Annotated in this window: 25 protein-coding genes; 3 read left to right on the top strand and 22 right to left on the bottom strand. The window is 60.4% G+C overall.

The genetic code is table 11. The features are described from left to right. The 6 genes from AKV04_RS24540 to AKV04_RS24515 all read right to left on the bottom strand — a co-directional run bounded on the left by AKV04_RS24540 (nt 1) and on the right by AKV04_RS24515 (nt 4917). Nucleotides 1–1212, bottom strand: coding sequence for an acetyl-CoA C-acetyltransferase (locus AKV04_RS24540; protein ID WP_054009019.1), 1212 nt, complete (start codon nt 1210–1212; stop codon nt 1–3). Between the two features lie 9 nt (nt 1213–1221). Continuing rightward, entirely contained in the window at nt 1222–1857 is a 636-nt protein-coding gene (locus AKV04_RS24535) for a glutathione S-transferase family protein (protein ID WP_054009018.1), read from the bottom strand. A gap of 82 nt (nt 1858–1939) precedes the next feature. Then, nucleotides 1940–2152, bottom strand: coding sequence for a hypothetical protein (locus AKV04_RS24530; RefSeq protein ID WP_054009017.1), 213 nt, complete (start codon nt 2150–2152; stop codon nt 1940–1942). A 29-nt stretch (nt 2153–2181) separates the two neighbouring features. Continuing rightward, complete coding sequence (locus AKV04_RS24525; protein WP_054009016.1) at nt 2182–3954, bottom strand: acyl-CoA dehydrogenase C-terminal domain-containing protein; 1773 nt, start codon at nt 3952–3954, stop codon at nt 2182–2184. Between the two features lie 64 nt (nt 3955–4018). After that, nucleotides 4019–4420 carry a MerR family transcriptional regulator gene (locus tag AKV04_RS24520; RefSeq protein ID WP_082351841.1) on the bottom strand — a complete coding sequence of 134 codons (402 nt, stop codon included), beginning with the start codon at nt 4418–4420 and terminating at the stop codon, nt 4019–4021. 113 nt (nt 4421–4533) lie between these two features. Beyond that, a complete protein-coding gene (locus tag AKV04_RS24515) occupies nt 4534–4917 on the bottom strand; it encodes a MerR family transcriptional regulator (protein WP_054009015.1) in 384 nt (127 codons plus the stop codon). 97 nt (nt 4918–5014) lie between these two features. Between AKV04_RS24515 and AKV04_RS24510 the strand changes: the two genes are divergently transcribed. The 3 genes from AKV04_RS24510 to AKV04_RS24500 are packed head-to-tail and all read left to right on the top strand — an operon-like array spanning nt 5015 to nt 7265. After that, nucleotides 5015–5449, top strand: a complete 435-nt coding sequence (locus tag AKV04_RS24510; RefSeq protein WP_054009014.1) for a PaaI family thioesterase — start codon at nt 5015–5017, stop codon at nt 5447–5449. Next, nucleotides 5446–5961, top strand: coding sequence for a PaaI family thioesterase (locus AKV04_RS24505; RefSeq protein ID WP_054009013.1), 516 nt, complete (start codon nt 5446–5448; stop codon nt 5959–5961). Before AKV04_RS24510 ends, AKV04_RS24505 begins: the two co-directional genes overlap by 4 nt. Continuing rightward, entirely contained in the window at nt 5958–7265 is a 1308-nt protein-coding gene (locus AKV04_RS24500; protein WP_054009012.1) for an MATE family efflux transporter, read from the top strand. The genes AKV04_RS24505 and AKV04_RS24500 overlap by 4 nt, the downstream gene beginning before the upstream one ends. Nucleotides 7266–7413: 148 nt before the next feature. Here AKV04_RS24500 and AKV04_RS24495 read toward each other — a convergent pair whose 3' ends face one another. From AKV04_RS24495 to AKV04_RS24425, 16 genes are all read right to left on the bottom strand, one after another. Then, nucleotides 7414–8181: a TIGR02186 family protein gene (locus AKV04_RS24495; RefSeq protein ID WP_054009011.1), complete on the bottom strand. Its 768-nt coding sequence runs from the start codon at nt 8179–8181 to the stop codon at nt 7414–7416. Further along, nucleotides 8178–9104, bottom strand: a complete 927-nt coding sequence (locus tag AKV04_RS24490) for a sulfite exporter TauE/SafE family protein (RefSeq protein ID WP_054009010.1) — start codon at nt 9102–9104, stop codon at nt 8178–8180. Before AKV04_RS24490 ends, AKV04_RS24495 begins: the two co-directional genes overlap by 4 nt. Before the next feature lie 77 nt (nt 9105–9181). Beyond that, entirely contained in the window at nt 9182–9988 is an 807-nt protein-coding gene (locus tag AKV04_RS24485) for a purine-nucleoside phosphorylase (RefSeq protein WP_054009009.1), read from the bottom strand. 51 nt (nt 9989–10039) lie between these two features. Further along, nucleotides 10040–11008 (bottom strand): ABC transporter permease, encoded by a 969-nt coding sequence (locus AKV04_RS24480; RefSeq protein ID WP_054009008.1) that lies wholly within the window; start codon nt 11006–11008, stop codon nt 10040–10042. Further along, nucleotides 11008–12153: an ABC transporter permease gene (locus tag AKV04_RS24475; protein WP_054009007.1), complete on the bottom strand. Its 1146-nt coding sequence runs from the start codon at nt 12151–12153 to the stop codon at nt 11008–11010. The genes AKV04_RS24480 and AKV04_RS24475 overlap by 1 nt, the downstream gene beginning before the upstream one ends. A gap of 55 nt (nt 12154–12208) precedes the next feature. Then, a complete protein-coding gene (locus AKV04_RS24470; protein ID WP_235815763.1) occupies nt 12209–13045 on the bottom strand; it encodes a type VI secretion system-associated protein TagO in 837 nt (278 codons plus the stop codon). A 17-nt stretch (nt 13046–13062) separates the two neighbouring features. Then, nucleotides 13063–14637: an ABC transporter ATP-binding protein gene (locus AKV04_RS24465; RefSeq protein ID WP_054009005.1), complete on the bottom strand. Its 1575-nt coding sequence runs from the start codon at nt 14635–14637 to the stop codon at nt 13063–13065. Further along, a complete protein-coding gene (locus AKV04_RS24460) occupies nt 14637–15632 on the bottom strand; it encodes a BMP family lipoprotein (protein ID WP_054009004.1) in 996 nt (331 codons plus the stop codon). The genes AKV04_RS24465 and AKV04_RS24460 overlap by 1 nt, the downstream gene beginning before the upstream one ends. A gap of 216 nt (nt 15633–15848) precedes the next feature. Beyond that, nucleotides 15849–16274, bottom strand: a complete 426-nt coding sequence (locus tag AKV04_RS24455) for a GNAT family N-acetyltransferase (protein WP_328287170.1) — start codon at nt 16272–16274, stop codon at nt 15849–15851. Beyond that, nucleotides 16271–16897 (bottom strand): tRNA (adenosine(37)-N6)-threonylcarbamoyltransferase complex dimerization subunit type 1 TsaB, encoded by a 627-nt coding sequence (tsaB, locus tag AKV04_RS24450; RefSeq protein ID WP_082351839.1) that lies wholly within the window; start codon nt 16895–16897, stop codon nt 16271–16273. The genes AKV04_RS24455 and tsaB overlap by 4 nt, the downstream gene beginning before the upstream one ends. Beyond that, complete coding sequence (locus tag AKV04_RS24445; RefSeq protein ID WP_054009002.1) at nt 16887–17444, bottom strand: NifU family protein; 558 nt, start codon at nt 17442–17444, stop codon at nt 16887–16889. The genes tsaB and AKV04_RS24445 overlap by 11 nt, the downstream gene beginning before the upstream one ends. A gap of 82 nt (nt 17445–17526) precedes the next feature. Further along, nucleotides 17527–18153: a hypothetical protein gene (locus AKV04_RS24440; protein ID WP_054009001.1), complete on the bottom strand. Its 627-nt coding sequence runs from the start codon at nt 18151–18153 to the stop codon at nt 17527–17529. 90 nt (nt 18154–18243) lie between these two features. Next, nucleotides 18244–18843 (bottom strand): OmpW/AlkL family protein, encoded by a 600-nt coding sequence (locus AKV04_RS24435; protein WP_054009000.1) that lies wholly within the window; start codon nt 18841–18843, stop codon nt 18244–18246. A gap of 127 nt (nt 18844–18970) precedes the next feature. Then, the gene (locus AKV04_RS26435; RefSeq protein ID WP_156317829.1) at nt 18971–19147 is read right to left on the bottom strand and encodes a hypothetical protein; all 177 of its coding nucleotides are present in this window, start codon (nt 19145–19147) and stop codon (nt 18971–18973) included. A 100-nt stretch (nt 19148–19247) separates the two neighbouring features. Continuing rightward, nucleotides 19248–19718, bottom strand: coding sequence for a DUF2867 domain-containing protein (locus AKV04_RS24430; RefSeq protein ID WP_054008999.1), 471 nt, complete (start codon nt 19716–19718; stop codon nt 19248–19250). An 88-nt stretch (nt 19719–19806) separates the two neighbouring features. After that, a complete protein-coding gene (locus tag AKV04_RS24425; protein ID WP_156317828.1) occupies nt 19807–21282 on the bottom strand; it encodes a S1 family peptidase in 1476 nt (491 codons plus the stop codon). Nucleotides 21283–21381: the final 99 nt, after the last annotated feature.

Below are 21381 nucleotides of genomic sequence, written 5' to 3'. Positions count from 1 at the left end.
TCAGAGCCGCTCAATAATGGTCGCAGCCCCCATACCCGAGGCGATGCACAGCGTGGCCAAACCAACAGTCTTGCCGCGACGCTCCAATTCATCCAGCAAAGTGCCGATGATGATCGCGCCCGTCGCGCCCAAGGGATGCCCCAAAGCAATCGAGCCGCCATTGACGTTGACCAAAGCCGGGTCCACATCAAACGCCTGCTGGAACCGCAGAACCACCGCAGCAAACGCCTCGTTGACCTCAAACAGATCAATGTCGCCAATCGCCATCCCGGCATCGCGCAGGATCTTCTCGGTCACCGGCACCGGCCCGGTCAGCATGATCGTGGGATCAGTGCCGATCTTCGCTGTCGCCCTGATCCGCGCCCGAGGCTTCAGCCCATGTGCTGCACCAAACTCGGCATTACCAATCAACAGCGCCGCAGCCCCATCGACGATCCCGCTGGAGTTTCCGGCGTGGTGAATATGGTTGATCCGCTCCAGATGCGGATATTTCATCAGCGCGATTTTATCAAAGCCGGGCATCGTCTCGCCCATATCCTTGAACGCCGGTTTCAACGCGCCGAGGGTCGCCATATCGGTACCGGGCCGCATGTATTCGTCGCGCTCCAGAATGGTCAAACCATTCTGATCCTTGATCGCAATCACCGAGCGGCCAAACCGATCCTCTGCCCAAGCCATCGCCGCGCGGTTCTGCGATTCCACCGCCAAAGCATCCGCCATCTCGCGCGTAAAGCCGTATTCGGTGGCGATAATATCTGCCGAAATCCCCTGTGGCACGAAATAGGTCTTCATCGCCAAAGACGGGTCCACCGCAATCGCCGCCCCATCCGAGCCCATCGGAACCCGGCCCATCATCTCGACACCGCCCGCGATATAAGCCGCCCCTGCGCCCGCCTTCACTTGGTTGGCGGCCAAATTCACCGCCTCCATGCCAGAGGCGCAAAACCGGTTGATCGCCAACCCGGGGATCGACTGATCCAACCCCGAGGCCAGCACCGCCGAGCGTGCCAAACAGCCACCCTGTTCGCCGACTTGGGTGACATTGCCCCAGATCACATCCTCGACCACGTGGCCTTCCAGCCCATTACGCTCGCGGAGCGCATCCAGAATCTTCGCCGAAAGCGCCACCGAGGTCAGCTCGTGCAAAGCCCCATCCGGGCGACCCTTGCCCCGCGGGGAACGCACGGCGTCATAGATAAAAGCGTCGGTCATGTTGCCTCCTTATACCCGGTCAGACGGTTTGCCGGGCATCAGATCATAGGGATGTTTCCAGCCCGGCACCGCCGCAACGCGGTTCAGCCAAGCGTCGATATGGGGCCAATCCGCACGGTCAAAACCGAAGGGTTCGGGGTAGTAAAGATAGCCGCAGAGTGAGAGGTCAGCGATGGTCATCGCCTCACCCGCCACCCATTTGCGCGCCTCAAGATGGCCGTTCAGCACGGTGTAAGATGTCTTCAAACGGCTGTGCAGGAACGGGATCACCCCGGCAGGACGCTTTTCTTCCGGCACAAAATTCGCCAAAAACCGTGCGGTGCCGATCTGCGTCGACAGCTTGTGATTGTCCCAAAACAGCCAGCGCAACACCTCGCGCCGCTCTGCCGCAGACTTGCCGCCCAGCTTGCCGGTTTTGCTGCTGATATAATCCAGGATCACCCCCGATTGCGTCAGCGTGGTTTCGCCATCGACCAGCACCGGCACTTCGCCCATCTCATTGATCGCGCGGAATTCCGGGGTGCGGGTGGCACCGTTGAAGAAATCAACAAACACCGGCTCCCATTCCATATCGGCGAAGGTCAACGCGAGCGCCACCTTGTAGGCGTTGCCGGATTCGCCAAAGCAGTAAAGTTTTGCGGTCATCGTGGTCTCTCTCCGGAAAGGGCGGAGTGGGGGTTTCACGCCCCCACACCCCCGTGGGATATTTAAGCCAATGTGAAAGCGATCAGGTCTTGCGCGCGTCCACCTCAGAATTGAACAGCCGCAGCCGATGCGTCAGGTTGTCGTGGTTGATCACCGATGAGTAATTCTCAAACAGAAACGACAAAGCCTCGCCCTCATCCAGCCCCGCCTCTTTGGCGAAAGCCTTCAGGCGGCGATAACCGTCCTCGGTCATCGCAACGGGAAAGCGGCGGGTGAGGCGGAAGCGTTTGGGCATGGGCTATCTCCGTTGACCTATGCGCAAGCTTAGAACGCCTCAGCCGCCAGCGCCATCACCGGATCAGCGCCGGATTCAATCCGCGCCAGATGCAGCGCAGTCGCAGGCAGTTGCCGCTGCATATAATAGCGCCCGGTCGCCAGTTTCGTATTCAGGAAATCGGCATCGCCGCCCGCATCCAGACCGGCAAAGGCGGCTTTTGCCATCTTGGCCCACATCAGCCCCAGACAAGTATGCCCCATCATCGTCATGAAATCATAAGACCCCGCCAGCGCCGCATTTGGGTTTTTCATCGCGTTGTTCATGAAAAACATCGCCGCCGCCTGCACATCTTTCGACGCCGCTTTCAGCGGATCAAGATACACTGCCATCCGCGCGTCGCCTTCATTTTCCTTGATGAAGCCTTTGATCAAAGCGAAAAACGCCATCACATGCTTGCCGCCATCAGTCGCCAATTTGCGGCCCACCAAATCCAGCGCCTGCACGCCATTCGCGCCTTCATAAATCTGCGCAATACGGGCGTCGCGAACAAACTGGCTCACACCATTGTCCTCAATATAACCATGTCCGCCCCAAATCTGCTGCGCTTGCACCGCCATCTCGAACCCACGATCGGTCTGGAACCCTTTCAGCACTGGGATCAGCAGCGAGACCAGCCCCTCGGCATCCGCATCGCCCGAACGCACCGACTGGTCGATCATCGAGGCCGCCCAGTAGGTAAACGCCCGCGCGCCTTCGACAAAACTTTTCTGGTCCATCAGGCTGCGGCGAATATCGGGATGCACGATCAGCGGATCAGCCGGGCCTTTCGGATTCTGCGCCCCGGTCACATCTCGGCCCTGCAAGCGGTCCTTGGCATAGCCCAAAGCGTTCTGATAGGCGGCCTCTGCCACCGCATAACCTTGCAGGCCAACCCCAAGACGCGCCTCGTTCATCATGGTGAACATTGCGCGCATCCCCTTGTGCAGATCGCCCAACAGGTAGCCCACCGCGCCATCATAGTTCATCACGCAAGTCGCATTGCCGTGAATCCCCATCTTTTCTTCGACCTTACCGACCGAAACCCCATTGCGCGCGCCCAAAGACCCATCCGCATTGACCAGAAACTTCGGCACAATGAACAGCGAAATCCCCTTCGTCCCCTCGCCGCCCCCCGGAGCCTTCGCCAGCACCAGATGAATGATATTCTCGGCCAGATCATGCTCGCCCGCCGAGATGAAAATCTTCGTGCCGCTGATCTTATAGCTGCCATCCGCTTGCGGTTCCGCCTTGGTCCGCATCAGCCCCAGATCGGTGCCGCAATGCGGCTCGGTCAGGTTCATCGTGCCGGTCCAGTCGCACGAGACGATCTTCGGCAGATAGGTGGCCTTCTGCTCTGCCGTGCCATGCACATGGATCGCCGAATAGGCGCCATGCGTCAGGCCCTGATACATGTTGAACGCCATATTGGCCGAGACAAACATCTCGCCCACTGCCGTCGCCATCACATAAGGCAAGCCCTGACCACCATAGTCCGGGTCACAATCCAGCGCCGTCCAGCCGCCCGCCTTCACCGCATCGAACGCCGCTTTGAACCCCGTCGGCGTGCGCACCACGCCGTTTTCCAACACGCAGCCTTCCCGGTCGCCCACCGCATTCAGCGGGGCCAGAACATCAGAAGCCAGCTTGCCCGCCTCCTCCAGCACCGCACCAGTAAACCCAGCATCAAGATCGCCATACCCCGGAATATCGCGGCCAGAGACCCCGAGCACATCATGCAACAAAAACTGCATGTCTTTCAGCGGGGCTGTGTAGGTGGTCATCGGCCTTACTCCTCAATTCGGCATTCATGGTCGGCTTTAGTCGGCAGGCTTTCTGGGGTCGGCTCTATTCGGCAGCCGCGCGCAAGCTGGCCAAAGCCGCCCCTGCGCCCTGCAATTCCACTTCCAACTCAGTGATGGCGATGCTCAACTCGTCGCGCTGGGCTTTCATCTGCGCCAGACGGTCTTGGCCCAGATCAAAGCTGCGGGCCAGTTGCGCCTGATTGCTGCCATTTCTGTTATACATATCAAGCAGCTGACGGATATCTTCCAAACTGAAGCCAAAGCGCTTGCCGCGCAGGATCAGCTGCAACCTTGCGCGATCCTGTTTGGTATAAAGTCGACGGCTGCCCGCCCGGATCGGCGACAGCAGTTCTTTCGCCTCATAAAACCGCAAGGTGCGGGCGGTCACCTGATAGGCGTCGCACATCTGGCGGATCGACAGGGTTTCGGTTTCACTCAAGCTCATGGCACTTCCTCGGCAAACACTGCCGGGTAGATGGGGATGTTTCACCCATCATAGTAGAGTGCTTGACGTTAACGTAAATGTAACGTCACGTCAGAGTTTCGTGTGACGTGATGTCAAATCTCGGTCAATTTGCGGATTTCCGCCGCAGCGGTGTCGCGCAACGCCCGCAGATCGCTGATGCTGGTTTCCAACTCGGCCTGTTGCCGGGTCAGATCGGCGAGTTGCCGGTCCGCCATGCCAAGCCATTGCTCCAACTGAGTCTGCGTGCCCTTCTGCCGATAAATCAGCAACCACTGCCGGATTTCCTCAAGCGAAAAGCCAAACCGCCGCCCGCGCAGGATCAGCGTCAGCCGTGCCACCTCGCGCGCGCCATAAAACCGCGCGCGGCCATCCTTTTCCGGTGCGAGCAGCTCGATATACTCATAATAGCGCAAAGTGCGGGGCGTGACCTCGAACTTCGCGCACATTTCTTTGAAGCTTAGGCGAGTCTCAGTCATAAGGGCCTCCCAGCCTCAGACTAGTCGCCGCAACCGCAAGGCGCAAGAATTGTGAGCAGCCCCTTGCACTTGCCGCGCAGCGCGAGATTATGGCGGCATGACTGATATCCTCACCATCGCCCGCCAATTCATCCAAGCCTTGCCGTTTTCCCGCGCGCTGGCGATGGAGTTGACCGAACTCGGGGCGGGCAGCGCCACCATCACCATGCCATGGGATGCGCGGTTGGTCGGTGATCCCGCCACGGGTGTTTTGCATGGCGGGGCGATTTCGGCGCTGATGGACACTGCCTCAGGGGCTTCGGTGATGAGCCATCCCGCCGCCCCAACCTCCACCGCCACCCTCGATCTGCGCATCGACTATATGCGCCCCGCCACCCCCGGCCAAAGCATCACCGCGCGGGCGGAATGTCACCATGTCACGCGGTCTGTCGCCTTCGTGCGCGTGACCGCCTGCGATGAGGATACCGCGCGCCCGGTGGCGATGGGGACAGGCGCTTTCACCCTAGAGCGACCGAAGGGGCCAGCAGCATGAAGCGGCCCGAACCCGTACAGGTGATCAAATCCCGCCGCGATACGGCTTTGGCGGCGCTGGTCGGGGCCGTGCCCTATATCGAATTCCTCGGCATCCGCTTTGATCGTCGCGGCGATGAGCTGACCGCTTGGCTGCCCTATTCCGAGATGCTGATCGGCAATCCCAGCCTGCCCGCGCTGCATGGCGGGGTGACGGCCTCGTTTCTGGAAGTCACCGCGCTGATCGGTCTGGCATGGAGCTGTCTGTGGGATGATCTGGAAGCGGGCCGCATCGACCCCGCGCGCGTGGCGGCAGGTCAACTGCCGCCCTTGCCAAAGACCATTGATTTCACAGTTGATTACCTGCGCGCAGGCCTGCCGCGGGATTGCTATGCACGGGCCACGGTGAACCGCTCCGGCCGCCGCTTTGCCTCTGTGCAGGTCGAGGCTTGGCAAGACAACCACGCCCGACCCTTCGCACTGGGCTCGGTGCATTGCCTGATGCCGGAAGACACACAGGACGGCGGCGCGTGATCGCAACCCGCGCCGAGATCAGCCACAAACGCCTGCTGCGCATCGCCTTTCCCATCGTGATTGCCAATGCCACCGTGCCGCTGTTGGGCGCGGTCGATGTGGCGGTGATCGGCCAGATCGGGCAGGCGGCCCCGTTGGGGGCGGTGGGTTTGGGTGCGGTGATCCTGACCACGCTCTACTGGATTTTCGGCTTTCTGCGGATGTCGACCTCGGGCCTTGCGGCCCAAGCGCAGGGCGCGGGCGATCTGGCCGAACGCAGCGCCGTGCTGCTGCGGGCTTTGCTGATTGGGGGCGCGGCGGGGTTGGCGCTGATCCTTCTGCAAGCGCCGCTGTTCTGGGCGGCGTTCCAAGCCGCCCCGGCGTCTCAGGCGGTCGAAGGCTACGCCCGCATCTATCTTGGCATCCGCATCTGGGGCGCGCCCGCGACGATCATGCTCTACGCGCTGTCCGGCTGGCTGATCGCGCTGGAGCGCACGCGGGCGGTGCTGGTGCTGCAACTGCTGCAGAACGGGCTGAACGTGGCGCTGAACCTGTGGTTTGTGCTGGGGCTGCATTGGGGCGTCGGCGGTGTGGCGACAGCCACGCTGATTGCCGAATGGGCCGGGTTGGCGCTGGCTTTGTGGTTGGCGCGGGATGGTTTCGGCACGGTGCTGCGTGACGCTTGGGGCAGGGTGTTTCACGCAGCACCCTTGCGCGCGATGTTCCATGCGAGCCGCGACATCATGGGCCGCTCGGTATTGCTGCAACTGTCGTTCACCAGCTTTGTGTTCTTAGGCGCGCGTTTTGGCGATGTGACGCTGGCCGCCAATCACGTGCTGATGCAGTTTCTGGAACTGACCGCCTATGCGCTCGACGGCTTTGCCTTCGCTGCCGAGGCGCTGGTGGGCCAAGCGGTCGGCGCGCAGGCTTGGCCGCAGGCACGCCGCGCCAAGGCGATAGCGATGCAATGGGGCTTTGCCGGGGCGACCCTGATGGCGCTGCTGTTTGCGGTGTTCGGCGGCCAGATCATCGGGGTGATGACCACGGCGCAGGATGTGCAGGCCGAAGCGCGGCACTACCTGCCGTGGTTGGTGGCCGCCCCCGTTTTGGGCGTGGCAAGCTGGATCTTCGACGGCGTGTTTATCGGTGCACTGCTGACCGGGGCGATGCTGCGCGCGATGCTGATCGCGGTGGCGCTGTACGCGGTTGGGCTGGTGGTGCTGATCCCGCTTGCGGGCAATCATGGGCTGTGGGCGGCACTGATGCTGCTGAACCTGCTGCGCGCGCTGACCCTGTGGCGGGCCTTGCCTGCCGCGCTGCGCTGAGCGGAACCGGGGTGCCGCCTTGGGTGGCATTGAGCCACCACGCGGCGGCGCTGCCGGGGGACGATCGGATGCGGTGTCTTGCTGGAGAGGTTGGACCCTCCGGGGGGAGTATTTCCAAAAGAGCAAGCTGAAGCGCGTTTGCGGGGTCTCAGCGCACGAACCGGAACGCGGCGGATGCGCCCCAGCCCGCCACCGCCGCCATCACCAGTGAGAGCACGCCGTAGAGCAGCGGTTGCTGATGCGCGAGGTTGTAGAGGAAACGCTCCAACCCGGCCTTGCGCACCGCGATCAGGCGTTCTTGGGTATCCAGCACCACGCCGCCGCGCAGGATGAACAGGCGCACCTTGTAATTGCCTTCGGTCAGGTTGGCAGGCAGCGCCACATCGGTGCGAAACAGCGTCTCATCCGCCAGTTGCACCGAGCGTTCGGCGATGCGGTAGCGGCTATCATCCAGCCTTATCCGCTCTAAAGCGGCGACAAAATCCGGGGCGTTCTCGGCCTCATCGCTGATGCCCACCGCGCGGATCACTTGCGGAATGGTGATATGGTGGCGCAGATCCTCGGTGCCCGACAGGATTTTATCGAGCTTGTCGGTGGTCGCCACCGCGTAAAAGCTCGGCGCTGCATCGACATTGACCGAGGAGCGGTTCAGCCAGATCCCGGCGACGCGTTCCTTGCGGCGGATGATCAGGGCGGTGCTGGGGCCTTCGACCGTCACGATCACCTCAAGCGGCGGGCCTTTTGGGGCGGGCGAGTCGCGCTTCACCGCGCCATAGATCAAGATTTCCGAGCCATCGAAATTCGCGGTGATCTGCACCCGGTTTTGGCTGAGGCCGCTGACCAAAGCCTCATTGGCGAGGGCAGGGCTGGCCACGGCAGTTGTGAGGGCCAGCAGCAGGATCAACGCGCGGATCATGGCAACAGCCCCGGCGTCACCGTGAACAACTCGGCCGGTTGCAGCAGCAGATCCAGCGCGATTTTGAAGCTGACCGTCAGCACCAGCACCGCCAGCATGATGCGCAACTGTTCCGCTTTCAGCCGGGTCGACAGCCGTGCGCCGATCTGCGCGCCGATCACCCCGCCCATTATCAACAGAAACGCCAGCATCATATCGACGGTCTGGCTGTTGATCGCATGCATGATCGTGGTGAAGCCGGTGACAAAGATGATCTGGAACAGCGAGGTGCCGACCACCACCCGCGTCGGCATCCCCAAAAGGTAAATCATCGCTGGCACCAGAATGAAGCCGCCGCCGACCCCCATGATCGCCGAGAGAAACCCTACCGCAGCGCCAATCGCCGCCGGTGGCAGCACCGAGATATATAGCCCCGAGGCGCGGAATTTCATCTGCAACGGCAGCTTATGCACCCAAGTGTGGACATGCGCCCGCCGGATTGGCGCGGCAGCCCCCGCCCGATGCGCCCGGATCAGCGCCCGCGTGCTTTCGGCGAACATCATCGAGCCGATCAGGCCGAGAAACAGCACATAGCTCAACTGCACGAACAGGTCGATCTGCCCCAAAGCCGTCATCCAGGCAAACACCTGCACCCCGATGAATGAGCCCGCAAAACCGCCCGCCAGCAGCACCAATCCCATGCGAAAATCGACGCCCTTGCGCTTCATTTGCACCAGCACGCCGGAAATAGACGAGGCCACCACTTGGTTCGCCCCGGTCGCCACCGCCACGCCGGGCGGCACGCCGACGAACAACAGCAGCGGTGTGATCAGAAAGCCGCCGCCGACGCCAAACATCCCCGACAAAAACCCGACCATGCCGCCCAATCCCAACAACAGGAAGGCGTTGATCGAAACCTCGGCGATGGGGAGGTAGATTTGCATTGGCGCAAGGCCCGGAAAGAGAAGAATTTCCTCAAGCCTTGCGCGGGTTTGCCGGGGTTGTCAAACCCTTGTGGCCGTCACAGTTGCGTGCGCAGAAAATGACGCAGCACCTGTTCCAGTTTCGCCGCACCCAACGGCGCCATCGCCTTGGTATGTTCGTGGCTGATCTGCTCATCCGACATGCCTGCCGCCATATTGGTGATGCTGGAAATCGCCGCCACCTTCAGGCCAAGAAAGCGCGCAAGGATCACTTCAGGTACGGTGGACATGCCCACGGCATCGCCGCCAAGGATCTTGATCGCCCGAATTTCGGCAGGGGTTTCAAACGAGGGGCCGGAGTACCATGCATAAACCCCCTCCGGCAGCGCCACACCGACCGCCTTGGCGCTGGCTTTGAGGGCTGCGCGCAGATCGGGGTCATGGGCGGTGGTCATTGGCACAAACCGCGCATCGGTCTTCTCGCCGATCAGCGGGTTCAGTCCCGAGAAGTTGATATGGTCATTCAGCAGCATCAGATCGCCGGGCCGGATATCCGGGCGCAAAGACCCCGCCGCATTGGTGGCGATCAGTGCCTCAGCCCCCAAAGCTTTCAGCACCGTCAACGGCAACCGCATCGCCGCCGCATTGCCGTTCTCATAATAATGCTCGCGCGCGCCAAACACCGCGACGCGCACGCCTTCGAGATCGCCGATCACCAGATGGGGATTGTGACCCGACACCCCAACATGCGGGAACCCCGGCAGATCGCCGTAAGGGATCGCCACGCCCTGCACCGCCTGCGCCAGATGCCCCAGACCCGAGCCGAGGATCAGGCCCAGCTTGACCGGGGCGCTGCCCGCATGGGCTTGGATTTGGGCGACAAGCGCCGCAGTTTGATCGGTCATCGGCTGTCCTCTTTGCTAAACGCCGGGGGATTTCACATCCCCCGGACCCCCTCAGCGCTCTTTCACATAGGGCTCGCCGCCCGCACGCGGCGGGATGGCTTTGCCGACAAAGCCCGCCAGCACCAGCACGGTCAGGATATAGGGCAAAGCATCCAGCATCGAGACCGGGACTTTGAACTGCGCCACCCGTTCGACCACATCGGGCCGCAGCGCCAAAGCTTGGAAAAACCCAAACAGCATCGTCGCGCCCAGTGCCTGCCAAGGCCGCCATTTCGCGAAGATCAGTGCCGCCAGCGCAATATAGCCGCGCCCCGCCGTCATCTCCCGGCCAAAGCCCGCTTGCAGAGCGGTGGCCATGTAAGCCCCGGCAATGCCACATAAAACCCCGGTGATCGCCAGCGCCGCATAGCGCAGACCCACCACCGAAACCCCCGCCGTATCCACCGCCGCCGGGTTTTCGCCCACCGCGCGCAGCCGCAGACCAAACCGCGTCCGGTACAGCACCCACCAAGAAAGCGGCACGAAAGCCATCGCCGCATAGACCAGGATCGAATGGCCCGAGATCACCTCATAATACAGCGGCCCAATCAGCGGCACATCCTTCAGGCTTTCCGCGAAGGGCAAAGTGATCGGGTTGAACCGCGCATCGCCCGCCAAAGGTGGCGTCCGCCCTCCCTGACCAAACAACGCCTGCGCCACCAGCACCGTGATCCCCGACGACAGGAAATTCAGCGCCACGCCCGAGATCAACTGATTGCCGCGAAACGTAATCGAGGCCACCCCATGCAGCATCGCGAAAATCAGCGACGCCCCAATCCCGGCCAACAGCCCCACCCAAGCCGAGCCCGACATCGCCGCGACCGATCCCGCCGCCATCGCCGCCGCCAACATCTTGCCTTCCAGCCCGATGTCGAAAATTCCGGCGCGCTCGGAAAACAACCCCGCCAAACAAGCCAACAGCAACGGCGTGCCCAACCGCACCGTGGAGCCTAAAATCTGCATCAGCGTTTCATAGTCCATCAGACCGCCGCCTTTCGCCCAAAGCTGAACAGCCAAACCAGCAGCATCCGCACCATCTGATCCAGCGCCCCGGTGAACAGGATCACCAGCCCCTGCACCACGATCCGCATCTCAATCGGAATCGTGGTATTCAGCCCCAAAGCCGCCCCGCCCTGATACAAAAACCCGAACAGCAGCGCCGCGAGCAACACCCCCAGCGGATGGTTGCGCCCCATCAAAGCCACCGCGATGCCAATAAAGCCCGCGCCCTCTGCCGAGTTCTGCAACAACCGCTCCGCCGACCCCATCACGTTGTTGATCGCCATCATCCCGGCCAAACCGCCCGAAATCAGCATCGCAATCATGGTGATCTTCACCGGATTGATCCCGGCGTATTTCGACGCCGCTTCCGATTTGCCAAACGCCCTAATCTGATAGCCCAGCCGCGTGCGCCACAGCAGCAACCACACCACCACGCAGGCCGCCAGCGCAATGAACAGCGTCACATTCGCAGGCACGTTGGAATACATCGCCACCCCGGCCTTGGTCAGCCTTGGCGTGCCATCGGGGTTCAGCCGCGCGAAAAACTCGCGCAAAAACGGCATGTCGCTCAGCGCAGGCAGCTTCGCGCCCACAGGGAACCGCGCCGAGGCAGGGTCCATCTGCCCCGCAGGCCGCAGCACATCAACCAGCATGTAGACGATCAAAGCGCTTGCGATATAATTGAACATGATCGTGGTAATCACGATATGAGAACCACGTTTCGCCTGCAAATACGCCGGGATCGCCGCCCAAGCCGCGCCAAAAACCGCCGCCGCCAAGGTCGCTGCTAGCAGCGCAAGGGTCCAATGCGGCCAAGGCAGTGCCAGACACACCAGCGCCACGCCCAGCCCGCCCAGCTGCGCCTGCCCCTCACCGCCGATGTTGAACAACCCGGCATGAAACGCCACGATCACCGACAGCCCGGTAAAGATGAAGCTGGTGGTGTAATACAGCGTATAGCCCCAGCCATTGGCCGAGCCAAACGCGCCCTCCACCATGATCCCCAGCGCAGCCGTCGGGCTTTGCCCAATCGCCAAAAGCACAAGCGCCGCGACCAATGCCGCCAGCAAAAGCGAGATCAGCGGCACCAACACCACATCGGCCCATTGCGGTAGTTTTCTCATTTTGGGCCATCCCTGCTGCAATCAATCCCGACCCTTACTGCTACCCGTGTGCCGCTTACCATACACAGGCCTCTTTCAATGGTCTTACTGCGTTTTCCAGCCCTGCAAGCGTGAAAGAAAACTCTATCGGGCTTTCGTTGAAGGGTGTCGCGCGAAACACCACAGATTTGCCCATCATCAGTTTCTTGATCAGCGGGATGGACTTCCCCCCATCCCAAAGGCCAAGCGCTTGATTGTCGGTTGAAGCCGTCATGCGTGCGACAGACGCCTTTTGCTCGTCGATCCGGTAGTCAACCGATCCAAAGCCTTGAATATCCGACAAAAATTGATCGTTCAGCACCAGATAAAGTGATGTGCTGTTCTCTTGGCAGCGCAGATAAATCTCGGCAGGGCTGGCAGCAGCAAAGCGGCCCGCAATCGGCTGATCAGAACTCAGCGAAAGCACGACAGTCCGGCTATCATCAAAGGCGGATTTATCTTCGCTGACACGCCAGTTGCCGCGATCTTCCGCGGTTTGTACGGGTTCGGAGGGGGCTATTGCTGCCTCAGATGTAGGGGGCTTCTCGATCTTCAACGATGCTTCATTCACTGGGCCGCCGATGGTCACGCAGACTCCCGCCTCGGAAATCAGAAGGGCGTCATCTTTCTCAACATCCATCACCGAATTCTGTGGCGCAAACCTGAATTTATATCCGTCGACCTCCGCCGAGATGAGACGGCCCGCCCCTTGACCCTCGGTCAGCGGCACTGCAGGACGTTCCCCGACGATCATCTGTTTTCCGCTCTCCAAGCCCTCGGGAAAACGCATCACAACAGAAGGAATCGTGGGGAAGGTACAGGATAAGATGACCTCCGCACTGACCGGAGCGGCGGCTGACAGGGCCAAAACCACAAGGCTCAAACGCAGTCTCATTTCGGGTCTCCAGCGACGCCCGCCATCAACAACCCCAACGCCCGCTCATTCGTGGTCTCTGGGTCCGCCGTGCCCATGATATGACCGTCAAACATCACGGCGATCCGGTCGGAAAGGCTCATGATTTCATCCAGTTCCACCGAGACCAGCAGAATAGCCTTGCCCGCATCGCGCAACGCAATGATCTGCTTATGGATGAACTCAATCGCGCCGATATCCACCCCGCGCGTGGGTTGACCGATCAGCAGAAGGTCTGGGTTCTGCTCCATCTCGCGCGCCACCACGATCTTTTGCTGATTGCCGCCCGAGAAATTCTTCGCAGCCAAGGTCGCAATCGGCGGGCGCACATCATAGCGCGCCATCTTCGCCTCGGTATCCGCCCGCAACGCATCATTATCCATGAACAGCGCGTTCTTCTGATACTTCGGGTCGTTGTGATAGCCAAACGCCACGTTTTCCCAAGCCGAGAAATCCATGATCAGCCCAAGATGCTGGCGATCCTCCGGCACATGCGCAATCCCCGCCTCGCGCCGTGTCTGCCCATTGGCGGCCAACCCCACCAGCGGCAAATCTACCCCTTTCAGCGTGATCCGCCCGGTTGCCCGCGCAATGCCACCCAAAGCCTCCAGCAGTTCCGACTGGCCATTGCCCGCCACCCCCGCGATACCCAAAATCTCACCCGCGCGGATCTCAAAGCTGACGCCTTTCAGCCGTTCGACCCCGTCATCATCCTTCACCCGCAGGTTTTCGACAGTCAGCACCACCGCCCCCGGCGTGGCCTTAACCTTCTCGACCTCCAGCAGAACCTTCCGCCCCACCATCAACTCCGCCAGCGACTCTGGGCTGCTCTCGGCAGTCTTCACCGTCCCCACCATCGTCCCACGCCGCATCACCGAGACGTTATCCGTCGCCTCCATGATCTCGCGCAGCTTGTGGGTGATCAGAATGATCGTCTTGCCCTGTTCCTTCAACCCGTTCAGAATACGGAACAAATGGTCAGCCTCATCCGGGGTCAACACTCCGGTCGGCTCATCCAGAATCAGAATATCGGCCTGCCGATACAAAGCCTTCAAAATCTCCACCCGCTGCTGATGTCCGACCGACAGGTCTTCGATCAAAGCATCCGGGTCCACATCCATCTCATATTCGCGCGACAATTCCCCAAGAACCTTGCGCGCCTTCGCCAGAGACGTGTTCAACATCGGACCATCCTCGGCCCCAAGGATCACATTCTCCAGCACCGTGAAATTCTGCACCAGCTTGAAATGCTGGAACACCATACCGATACCGGCGCGAATGGCGCTCTGGCTGTCGGGGATCGGGGTCAGCTTGCCGTTGATATAAATCTCACCGGCATCGGCGCGGTAAAACCCATACAGGATCGACATCAGCGTCGATTTACCCGCGCCATTCTCACCAATGATACCGTGAATGGTGCCTCGTGGCACCGCTATGTTGATATCCTTGTTCGCCTGCACCGGGCCAAAGGCCTTGGATATGCCTTTCAACTCAATGGCATAAGGGGAGGGGGCGGCAGTTTCCTGCCGCCCCCCATTGGCCGTAGCCCCCATCAGAACGACCCAGCCGGGCAGGTGTTGTCGGACATGTAATCATGCACCACCAACTCGCCCGATTTGATCTTTTCCGCCGCTGCATCGACAGCCGCTTTCATCTCTGGTGTGACCAGATCCTTGTTGTTCTCGTCCATCGCGTAGTCGACGCCGCCTGCTTTCAGGTCCATCACGTTGATGCCGGGCTTCAGGTTTTCGCCCTCTTTGAACGCTTCATAGACCGCGTTATCGACCCGCTTCATCATCGAGGTCAGCACTTGCCCCGGATGCATGTAGTTCTGGTTGCTGTCGACGCCGATCGACAAGATCTTCTCGTCCGCCGCCGTTTGCAGAACCCCAACGCCGGTGCCGCCCGCCGCCGCATAGATCACGTCAGCCTTTTGCGAGATCTGCGCCTTCGCCAACTCCGCGCCCTTCACTGGGTCATTCCACGCCGCCGGAGTCGTCCCGGTCATGTTCAGAATAACCGTCGCATCCGGCTTCACCGCCTTGACGCCCTGCGCATAACCGCAGCCAAAGCGGCGGATCAGCGGAATATCCATGCCGCCGATGAAGCCGACGGTGTTGGTTTTCGACGCCAGACCGGCCATCATGCCGACCAGATACGAACCCTGATCCTCGGTAAACACCACCGATTTCACGTTCGGCTGGTCCACCACCATGTCGATGATGCCAAACTTGGTATCGGGGAAATCCGGGGCCACGGTGTTCAGCACGTCGCCAAAGGCAAAGCCGGTCATAATGATCGGGTTCGCGCCATCTTCGGCCAAAGACCGCAGAGCCTGCTCGCGCTGGGCTTCCGACTGCATTTCCAGCTCTTTATAGGTGCCGCCGGTTTCTTTCGCCCATTTCTCAGCGCCGTTGAACGCCGCCTCGTTGAACGATTTGTCAAACTTGCCGCCCAGATCGAAGATGATCGCAGGTTCAGCCAGCGCAGCACCGCCCGTCAGCGCCAAAGTCGCTGCTGCACCCAGCAGGTGTTTCATCAGGGTCATAATTTTCTCCCGGTTTACGTGTTGTTAGCGTTTTTGTTTTCCCATCTCGGCGCAGCCAGTGTGGCCATCGTCCCGGCGGGTCGTGGTGGATTTAGGACAGCGCTTTGCGAGAGGGTCAACAGGAATCTGTGGCACGCTTGCGTGAGCAGATAGCGCCACCGCATGACGACGGTGAAAAATATACCATTTGGTCAGTAATTTGGCGGCAACGGGTCGCTAAATCGCCCGCGCCAGCACCAATGCATCCAGCCGCGCACCCGTAGGGGTTTGGTAATAACCGCGACGTTTGCCTTTCGGCTCAAAGCCTTTGCGGGCGTAAAGGCTCTGCGCGGGCAGGTTATTGGCCGCGACTTCAAGGAAAACTGATTCGGCCCCGCGCACCTTGGCCTCGGCCAAAAACCCATCCACCAAGCGCCCCCCCGTGCCCCGCTTGCGCGCGCTGGGGTCTACCGCAAGCGTGATCAATTCGGCCTCTCCCGCCACCACCCGGCCAATCAGAAAGCCGCTTGGTTCCGTCAGCACAAACACGAAGGCACTGTCCAAAGTGCGGGCAATCTCTGCCGCCGACCAAGGCTTTGGCGTGGTGAAACACGCCGCATGGATTGCCGCCATCTCGTCAAAGGTCATCTGATCTGGCGTCACGATGCTGCCAGATCAAGAATAACCGGAGGCGGATCAGAGGGCGGTGCCGCATCTGCGCCGCGCAGATAGAACGGGGCGGGCCGGGGCTGCACTGTCCCCAACCGACCCAAAGCAATCCGCGCAATCGCCTCGGCAATCGGCAGGCTGTGTAAACCATCTTGGCCCGCCACCGCCCCCTCAACCGCGCCCAAAGCCTCAGCCGCCACAATCCGCGCCACCCCCGGCCCGTCAATCTCAAACCGCTGCACATAGGCCTCACCGCGCCGCGCATCCTCGATCACCGTCACCGGGCGCGGCAGGGCGTAAGCCAAAGCCTCCAACCGAGTCACCCCAATCGCTGGCACGCCCAAGCCCAAAGCCAGCCCCCGTGCCGCCGCCACCGCAATCCGCACGCCGGTAAAGTTCCCCGGCCCGGTGCCAACGCCAATCGCGGTAACATCGGCCAAAACCACCCCAGCCTCAGCCAGTAAGTCCGAGATCAAAGGCATCAGCCGTTCAGCCTGCCCCTTCTCCATCGCCTCGGTTTTCAACCAGACCCGCCCATCATTTTGGCTGCCCAATAACAAAGCGGCGGCGCAATGCGCCGCCGATGTGTCGAATGCCAAAATCAGATCAGGCCGCAACCGGACGCACCTCAAGCACTTCCGGGATGTAATGCCGCAGCAGGTTCTCGATCCCCATCTTCAGCGTCAGGGTCGAAGACGGGCAGCCCGCGCAAGCGCCCTTCATATGCAGATAGACCACGCCGCGATCAAAACCGTGGAAGGTGATGTCGCCGCCATCCTGTGCCACCGCGGGCCGTACGCGGGTGTCCAGCAACTCTTTGATTTGCTTGACGATATCGCCATCTGGCCCGTCATGGCTGGCATGTGCCGCTTGGCTTTCGCCTTCCATCACCGCCGCACCGGATTGGAAATGCTCCATGATCGCGCCCAAAATCGCGGGCTTGATATGCTGCCAATCGGCGGCTTCGGCTTTGGTCACGGTGATGAAATCGGTGCCAAAGAACACGCCGGTGACTTGCCCGGTCGCAAAAATCCGCTTCGCCAGCGGCGACTTTTGCCCAGCCTCAAGGCTCGGGAAATCAGCGGTGCCCATCTCCAGCACAGCTTGCCCCGGCAGGAACTTCAGCGTCGCCGGGTTCGGGGTGGATTCGGTCTGGATGAACATGATCTTTTCTCCGACTATTCCACTCGGATATGCGCGCTTCATCCGGGAAAGTCAAGGATTGGAATGATTCTAGATATCCCGTTCAGTCAGTGCTGCTTTTCTCAGGAGCGACCGAAATCGAGCCATAAAACAAAGCACAACCGTTGACCAGAACAGGGATCAGCCGATCGGGATACGCAAAATTATTACAGCGTTGCACCACACTCCACGTCGCTAAACGGCCTTCGTCCTGCTGTCCTTCTATCGCCCAGGCGCCATTCGCGGCCAAGGCATAATATCGCGGTTGGACAGCGGCTTCTGGCGTCAAATCCAACTTGTCCACCACTTTTTGCGCAACGCTGCGTCCAGCCAGATCGGGTTGGTAGTGATTGGGCAGGTTTTCCAGAAAGATCACACACCCCGTCCCACAGCGCTCAAGTGCCCCGAAATGCGCGATTTCGCGACTGTGACGACCGCCAACCCAGCCATAGCGGCCTTCGGAGCCAATCGCGAAGGCGGCAAAAAAGCGTTGGTTGAGAAAAGATTGATAGCTGACTCTGACAGCCTCTTGGCTTGGCCTCAGATCCTCGGGCAGCGGGGTGATATTCAGGATGGACGTGCCACCGCCGTATGCCAACAAGGGAGCCGCTTTCGCCTGCGGATAATAGGCCCACCAGCAAAGAGCCAAAACGGCGAGGCCCGCCGCAGTCCATCTTACCAGCTTCGACATATCACCCCCGACACAACTACTGTCGCAAAGGGCCACCGAACTTTGCTGGAATTGGGGCGCAAATCAGGCGTTTTGCACCCCAGAGCTCAATCAGAACTTGATGATATAGGAAATCCCCGTCACCAGCGGATCAATCTCCACCTTGCCGATCCCCGCGCCATTCAAGCTCACGTCGCTTTCGATCTTGGCATAGCGCAGATCAAACCGCAGCGCCGCCTTGTCGCTCAGCGCATAATCCGCGCCCAGATGCGCCGCCACGCCAAAGCTGTCGTCGATCTTCAGATCCCCCAAGGGCGAGCTGGTGTCAAAGAACTTGGTGTAATTCACCCCAAGCCCGACAAACGGCGTGAACTTGCTGCCGGTCGGGATGTGGTAGTTCAGCGAGATCGTCGGCGGCTGTTGCTTGGTCTCGCCCGCAAAACCGCCGTTCAGGTAGATCGAGTGCTTGAAGGGCAGTGCGCCCAGAACCTCAATCCCCAGATTGTCGCGCAGGAAATACTCGAAGGTGATCGAGGGCTGGGCGCTGTCGTTCACGGTAGCCGCCGCACCTGCCAGAGCGCCGTTATCGCTTTTCGGCGAGACAAGCGCGACACCAAGGCCAAGCGTCATATCGCCCGCAGATTGCGCCGCAGCAGGGGCTGCCAAGGCAGCGGTGGCAAGAACGGCGAGAAGGGTGATTTTCATGTTCATTTCCGCAAATTAGGGTGCGGCATCACTTTCTGCCCCGAAGCCCCGCCGGACGTTGACATGAATCAAACCCGGCGGGCTCCGTGCTGCGACCGGGTGTCGCGCGCAGGCCTATCCCGAATAAGCAGGCTCAATCCGAATAATACGCATACATTGCCTCAAGCGGGCTGAGGCTTGGTGCGGCTGTCGGGCGGGGCAGCGGAGTGGCTTTGAAATAAGCATCAGCCTCCTGTGCGGCGCGGATAGCGGCGATCGGCTGGATGACCAAACTGGATGCAAAAGCGGGGACAGACAGATTGCGGCTCATAGCGTGCTCCTTTTGTCCTCCCGCATCGAATATAGGGCAAAATGCTGCAACTGCAAAGGGCACAATGCTGCAACTGCGAAATGCAGTCAGCGCAGAGCTGTCACGCTTGCCGCAACCGCCGCAACATCGCCCAAACGATCAACCGATGTGCAGGGGCGACAGGAATCATATATAGCCGCCCAAACCAGTTATGCGTGACCACCGAAGCGGTGATCGCCAGTTGCGTCCCCTCCACCGTCACACAAGTCATCACATCCAAATGCCGATCCCGCGCGGTCAGCGACAACACCTGATCATCGATATGCTCGATCAGAAAGAAATCGAGATGGTCGCCCACCTGGGGCGCACCCACCACAGCCCCGGAAAACCCGCCAATCCGCGCGACCCCAAACCGCGCCGAGATCGCATCCCGCAGCCAGAATGCCAACCGCATCCCCGGCAGAGGCTTCGCCATCGCCAACCGCCAAGCCTCAAGCGCCGTGATCGGCGCGGGCAGGGTGACGTTCTGGCTATCCAGATAAACCAACGTTGCCCGAGGGCCGATCAGTTGCGCATGGGCGGGAAGCTGCATGGAGGGAACCTCGCTTTGAAAACACCATACCTCCATTGCAGGATACACAGGCTGAGACAGATAGCCTCACCCGCCAAGCCGCCCGCCGCTACTGATAGCAATAAATCGGCACCACCGCCGCCGTGATCTGATCGGGGATGCCTGCGCCAAGATCAATCGGCTGGGTATTGCTGCGCGGAAACATCACTCCGGCGCCGCTAAGAAACCCGTTCAACGGCTGTACCGACACCGCGAAGTTCATATTCTGCGGCAGCGTTCCGGTTGACTCCAAGATTTTCATATCATTGACGCGCGACACTACCACGCCGACCACGCCACCTGCGGAATTTATCAATGGCCCACCCGAATTGCCCGGCTGCACCGGGGCCGAAATCATAATGCGGTCTTTGCTGCCATCAATGCCTTGCAGCGCGCTGATATTGCCATTGGTTGCGGTCAGGCCTTGGCCAAGATTGCCCAGATACGGATAGCCCAGCGCCATCACCGTCTCGCCCAGCTTTGGCGTAACACTTGCGCCGACGCCAAGCCAAACCGCCGACCGCCGCGTGCTGGTCAGCGCCGCAAGGTCCAACGCGTCATCCTCTGCCAACACCTGCAAGACACTGCCATCTGCCAGTTTTAGCGCTGCGCAGCCCGCAACCACATGCGCCGCCGTCACCAGATCAGTGTTGTTGATGTAAAACCCGGTGCCAGAGCCCGTGGGTGTTCCGGCTGGCGCTGACTCATTTGGCTCGGCTTCACTTAGGGCCGGGCTGGGTGACGATGCTGCGGCAAAAGGCTGCTCTGCTATAGACGGTGCCTTCGCGATGCTGGGCGTGGGAGCAGGGCGCAACACAGCCGCCAGCACGCCATCTGATGGCAATGTCAAATCAGTGCTGCGCCCGCGCTGGATACTTCCGCTCATCAGCGCCACCCGTCCGGCGTGTTCTGCGCCCGCCAAAATCGAAAATGTCATGTAGATCGCGCCGATGTCGTCTGACCGCACATAGTCGAAGATTCCGTTCGACAAATCGCTAGAGGTGACAATGCGCCCCGGTTTAATGCTTTGATAGGGCTGGGTTCCTGCACGCGCATGGCTATAGGCGTAGTCGTGATAGGTCAGGGCTTCATTCAGCGCGCCATAGGCAAGCACAAGGCTAAAGCGTCCGTCCGCAGAAATCCACGCACTGGTATATGCGGATTCATGCGCAGCATCGGGCGACAACAACCTGTCAGGAAAGGCGGAAGATATGCCAGAGCTTTCTGTGTAAACGATCCGCCAACCATTAACTCGGCGCTCTACCTCAAACGCCTGCAACAGGTCATGCAAATCGGCGAAAGCAGGTTTGACTGTGTTCAGATGCCGCAATGTGTAACGTTCTAGCGATCTTTGACTCGCCTTACCCCAAGCCCCATCTAACAACCCGTTGTAATCCCCAGAAAACGCCAGCGCCGCTTGCACGATGCGCTTTTCCTGAAAGCTGAGCAGGCGGGCATCGAATTCTGTCTGATTTAACACCTGCGCGTCAGCATTGCGCAGGCCAAAAGTCAGCATCAAAAGGCAAAGCAACACAATGACACGCAACTGCAAATTCCTCACCCCTTGATCTTCAAACTGACATCAAAGTCGCCCAAATATACGGTCAAAGTTGGGCGAGGATTTGGTCAATATGGTTAACCGCCA

This window comes from Cypionkella psychrotolerans (assembly GCF_001294535.1).
Taxonomy (GTDB): Bacteria; Pseudomonadota; Alphaproteobacteria; order Rhodobacterales; family Rhodobacteraceae; genus Cypionkella; species Cypionkella psychrotolerans.
This window is presented reverse-complemented; position numbering and strand designations above follow the sequence as displayed.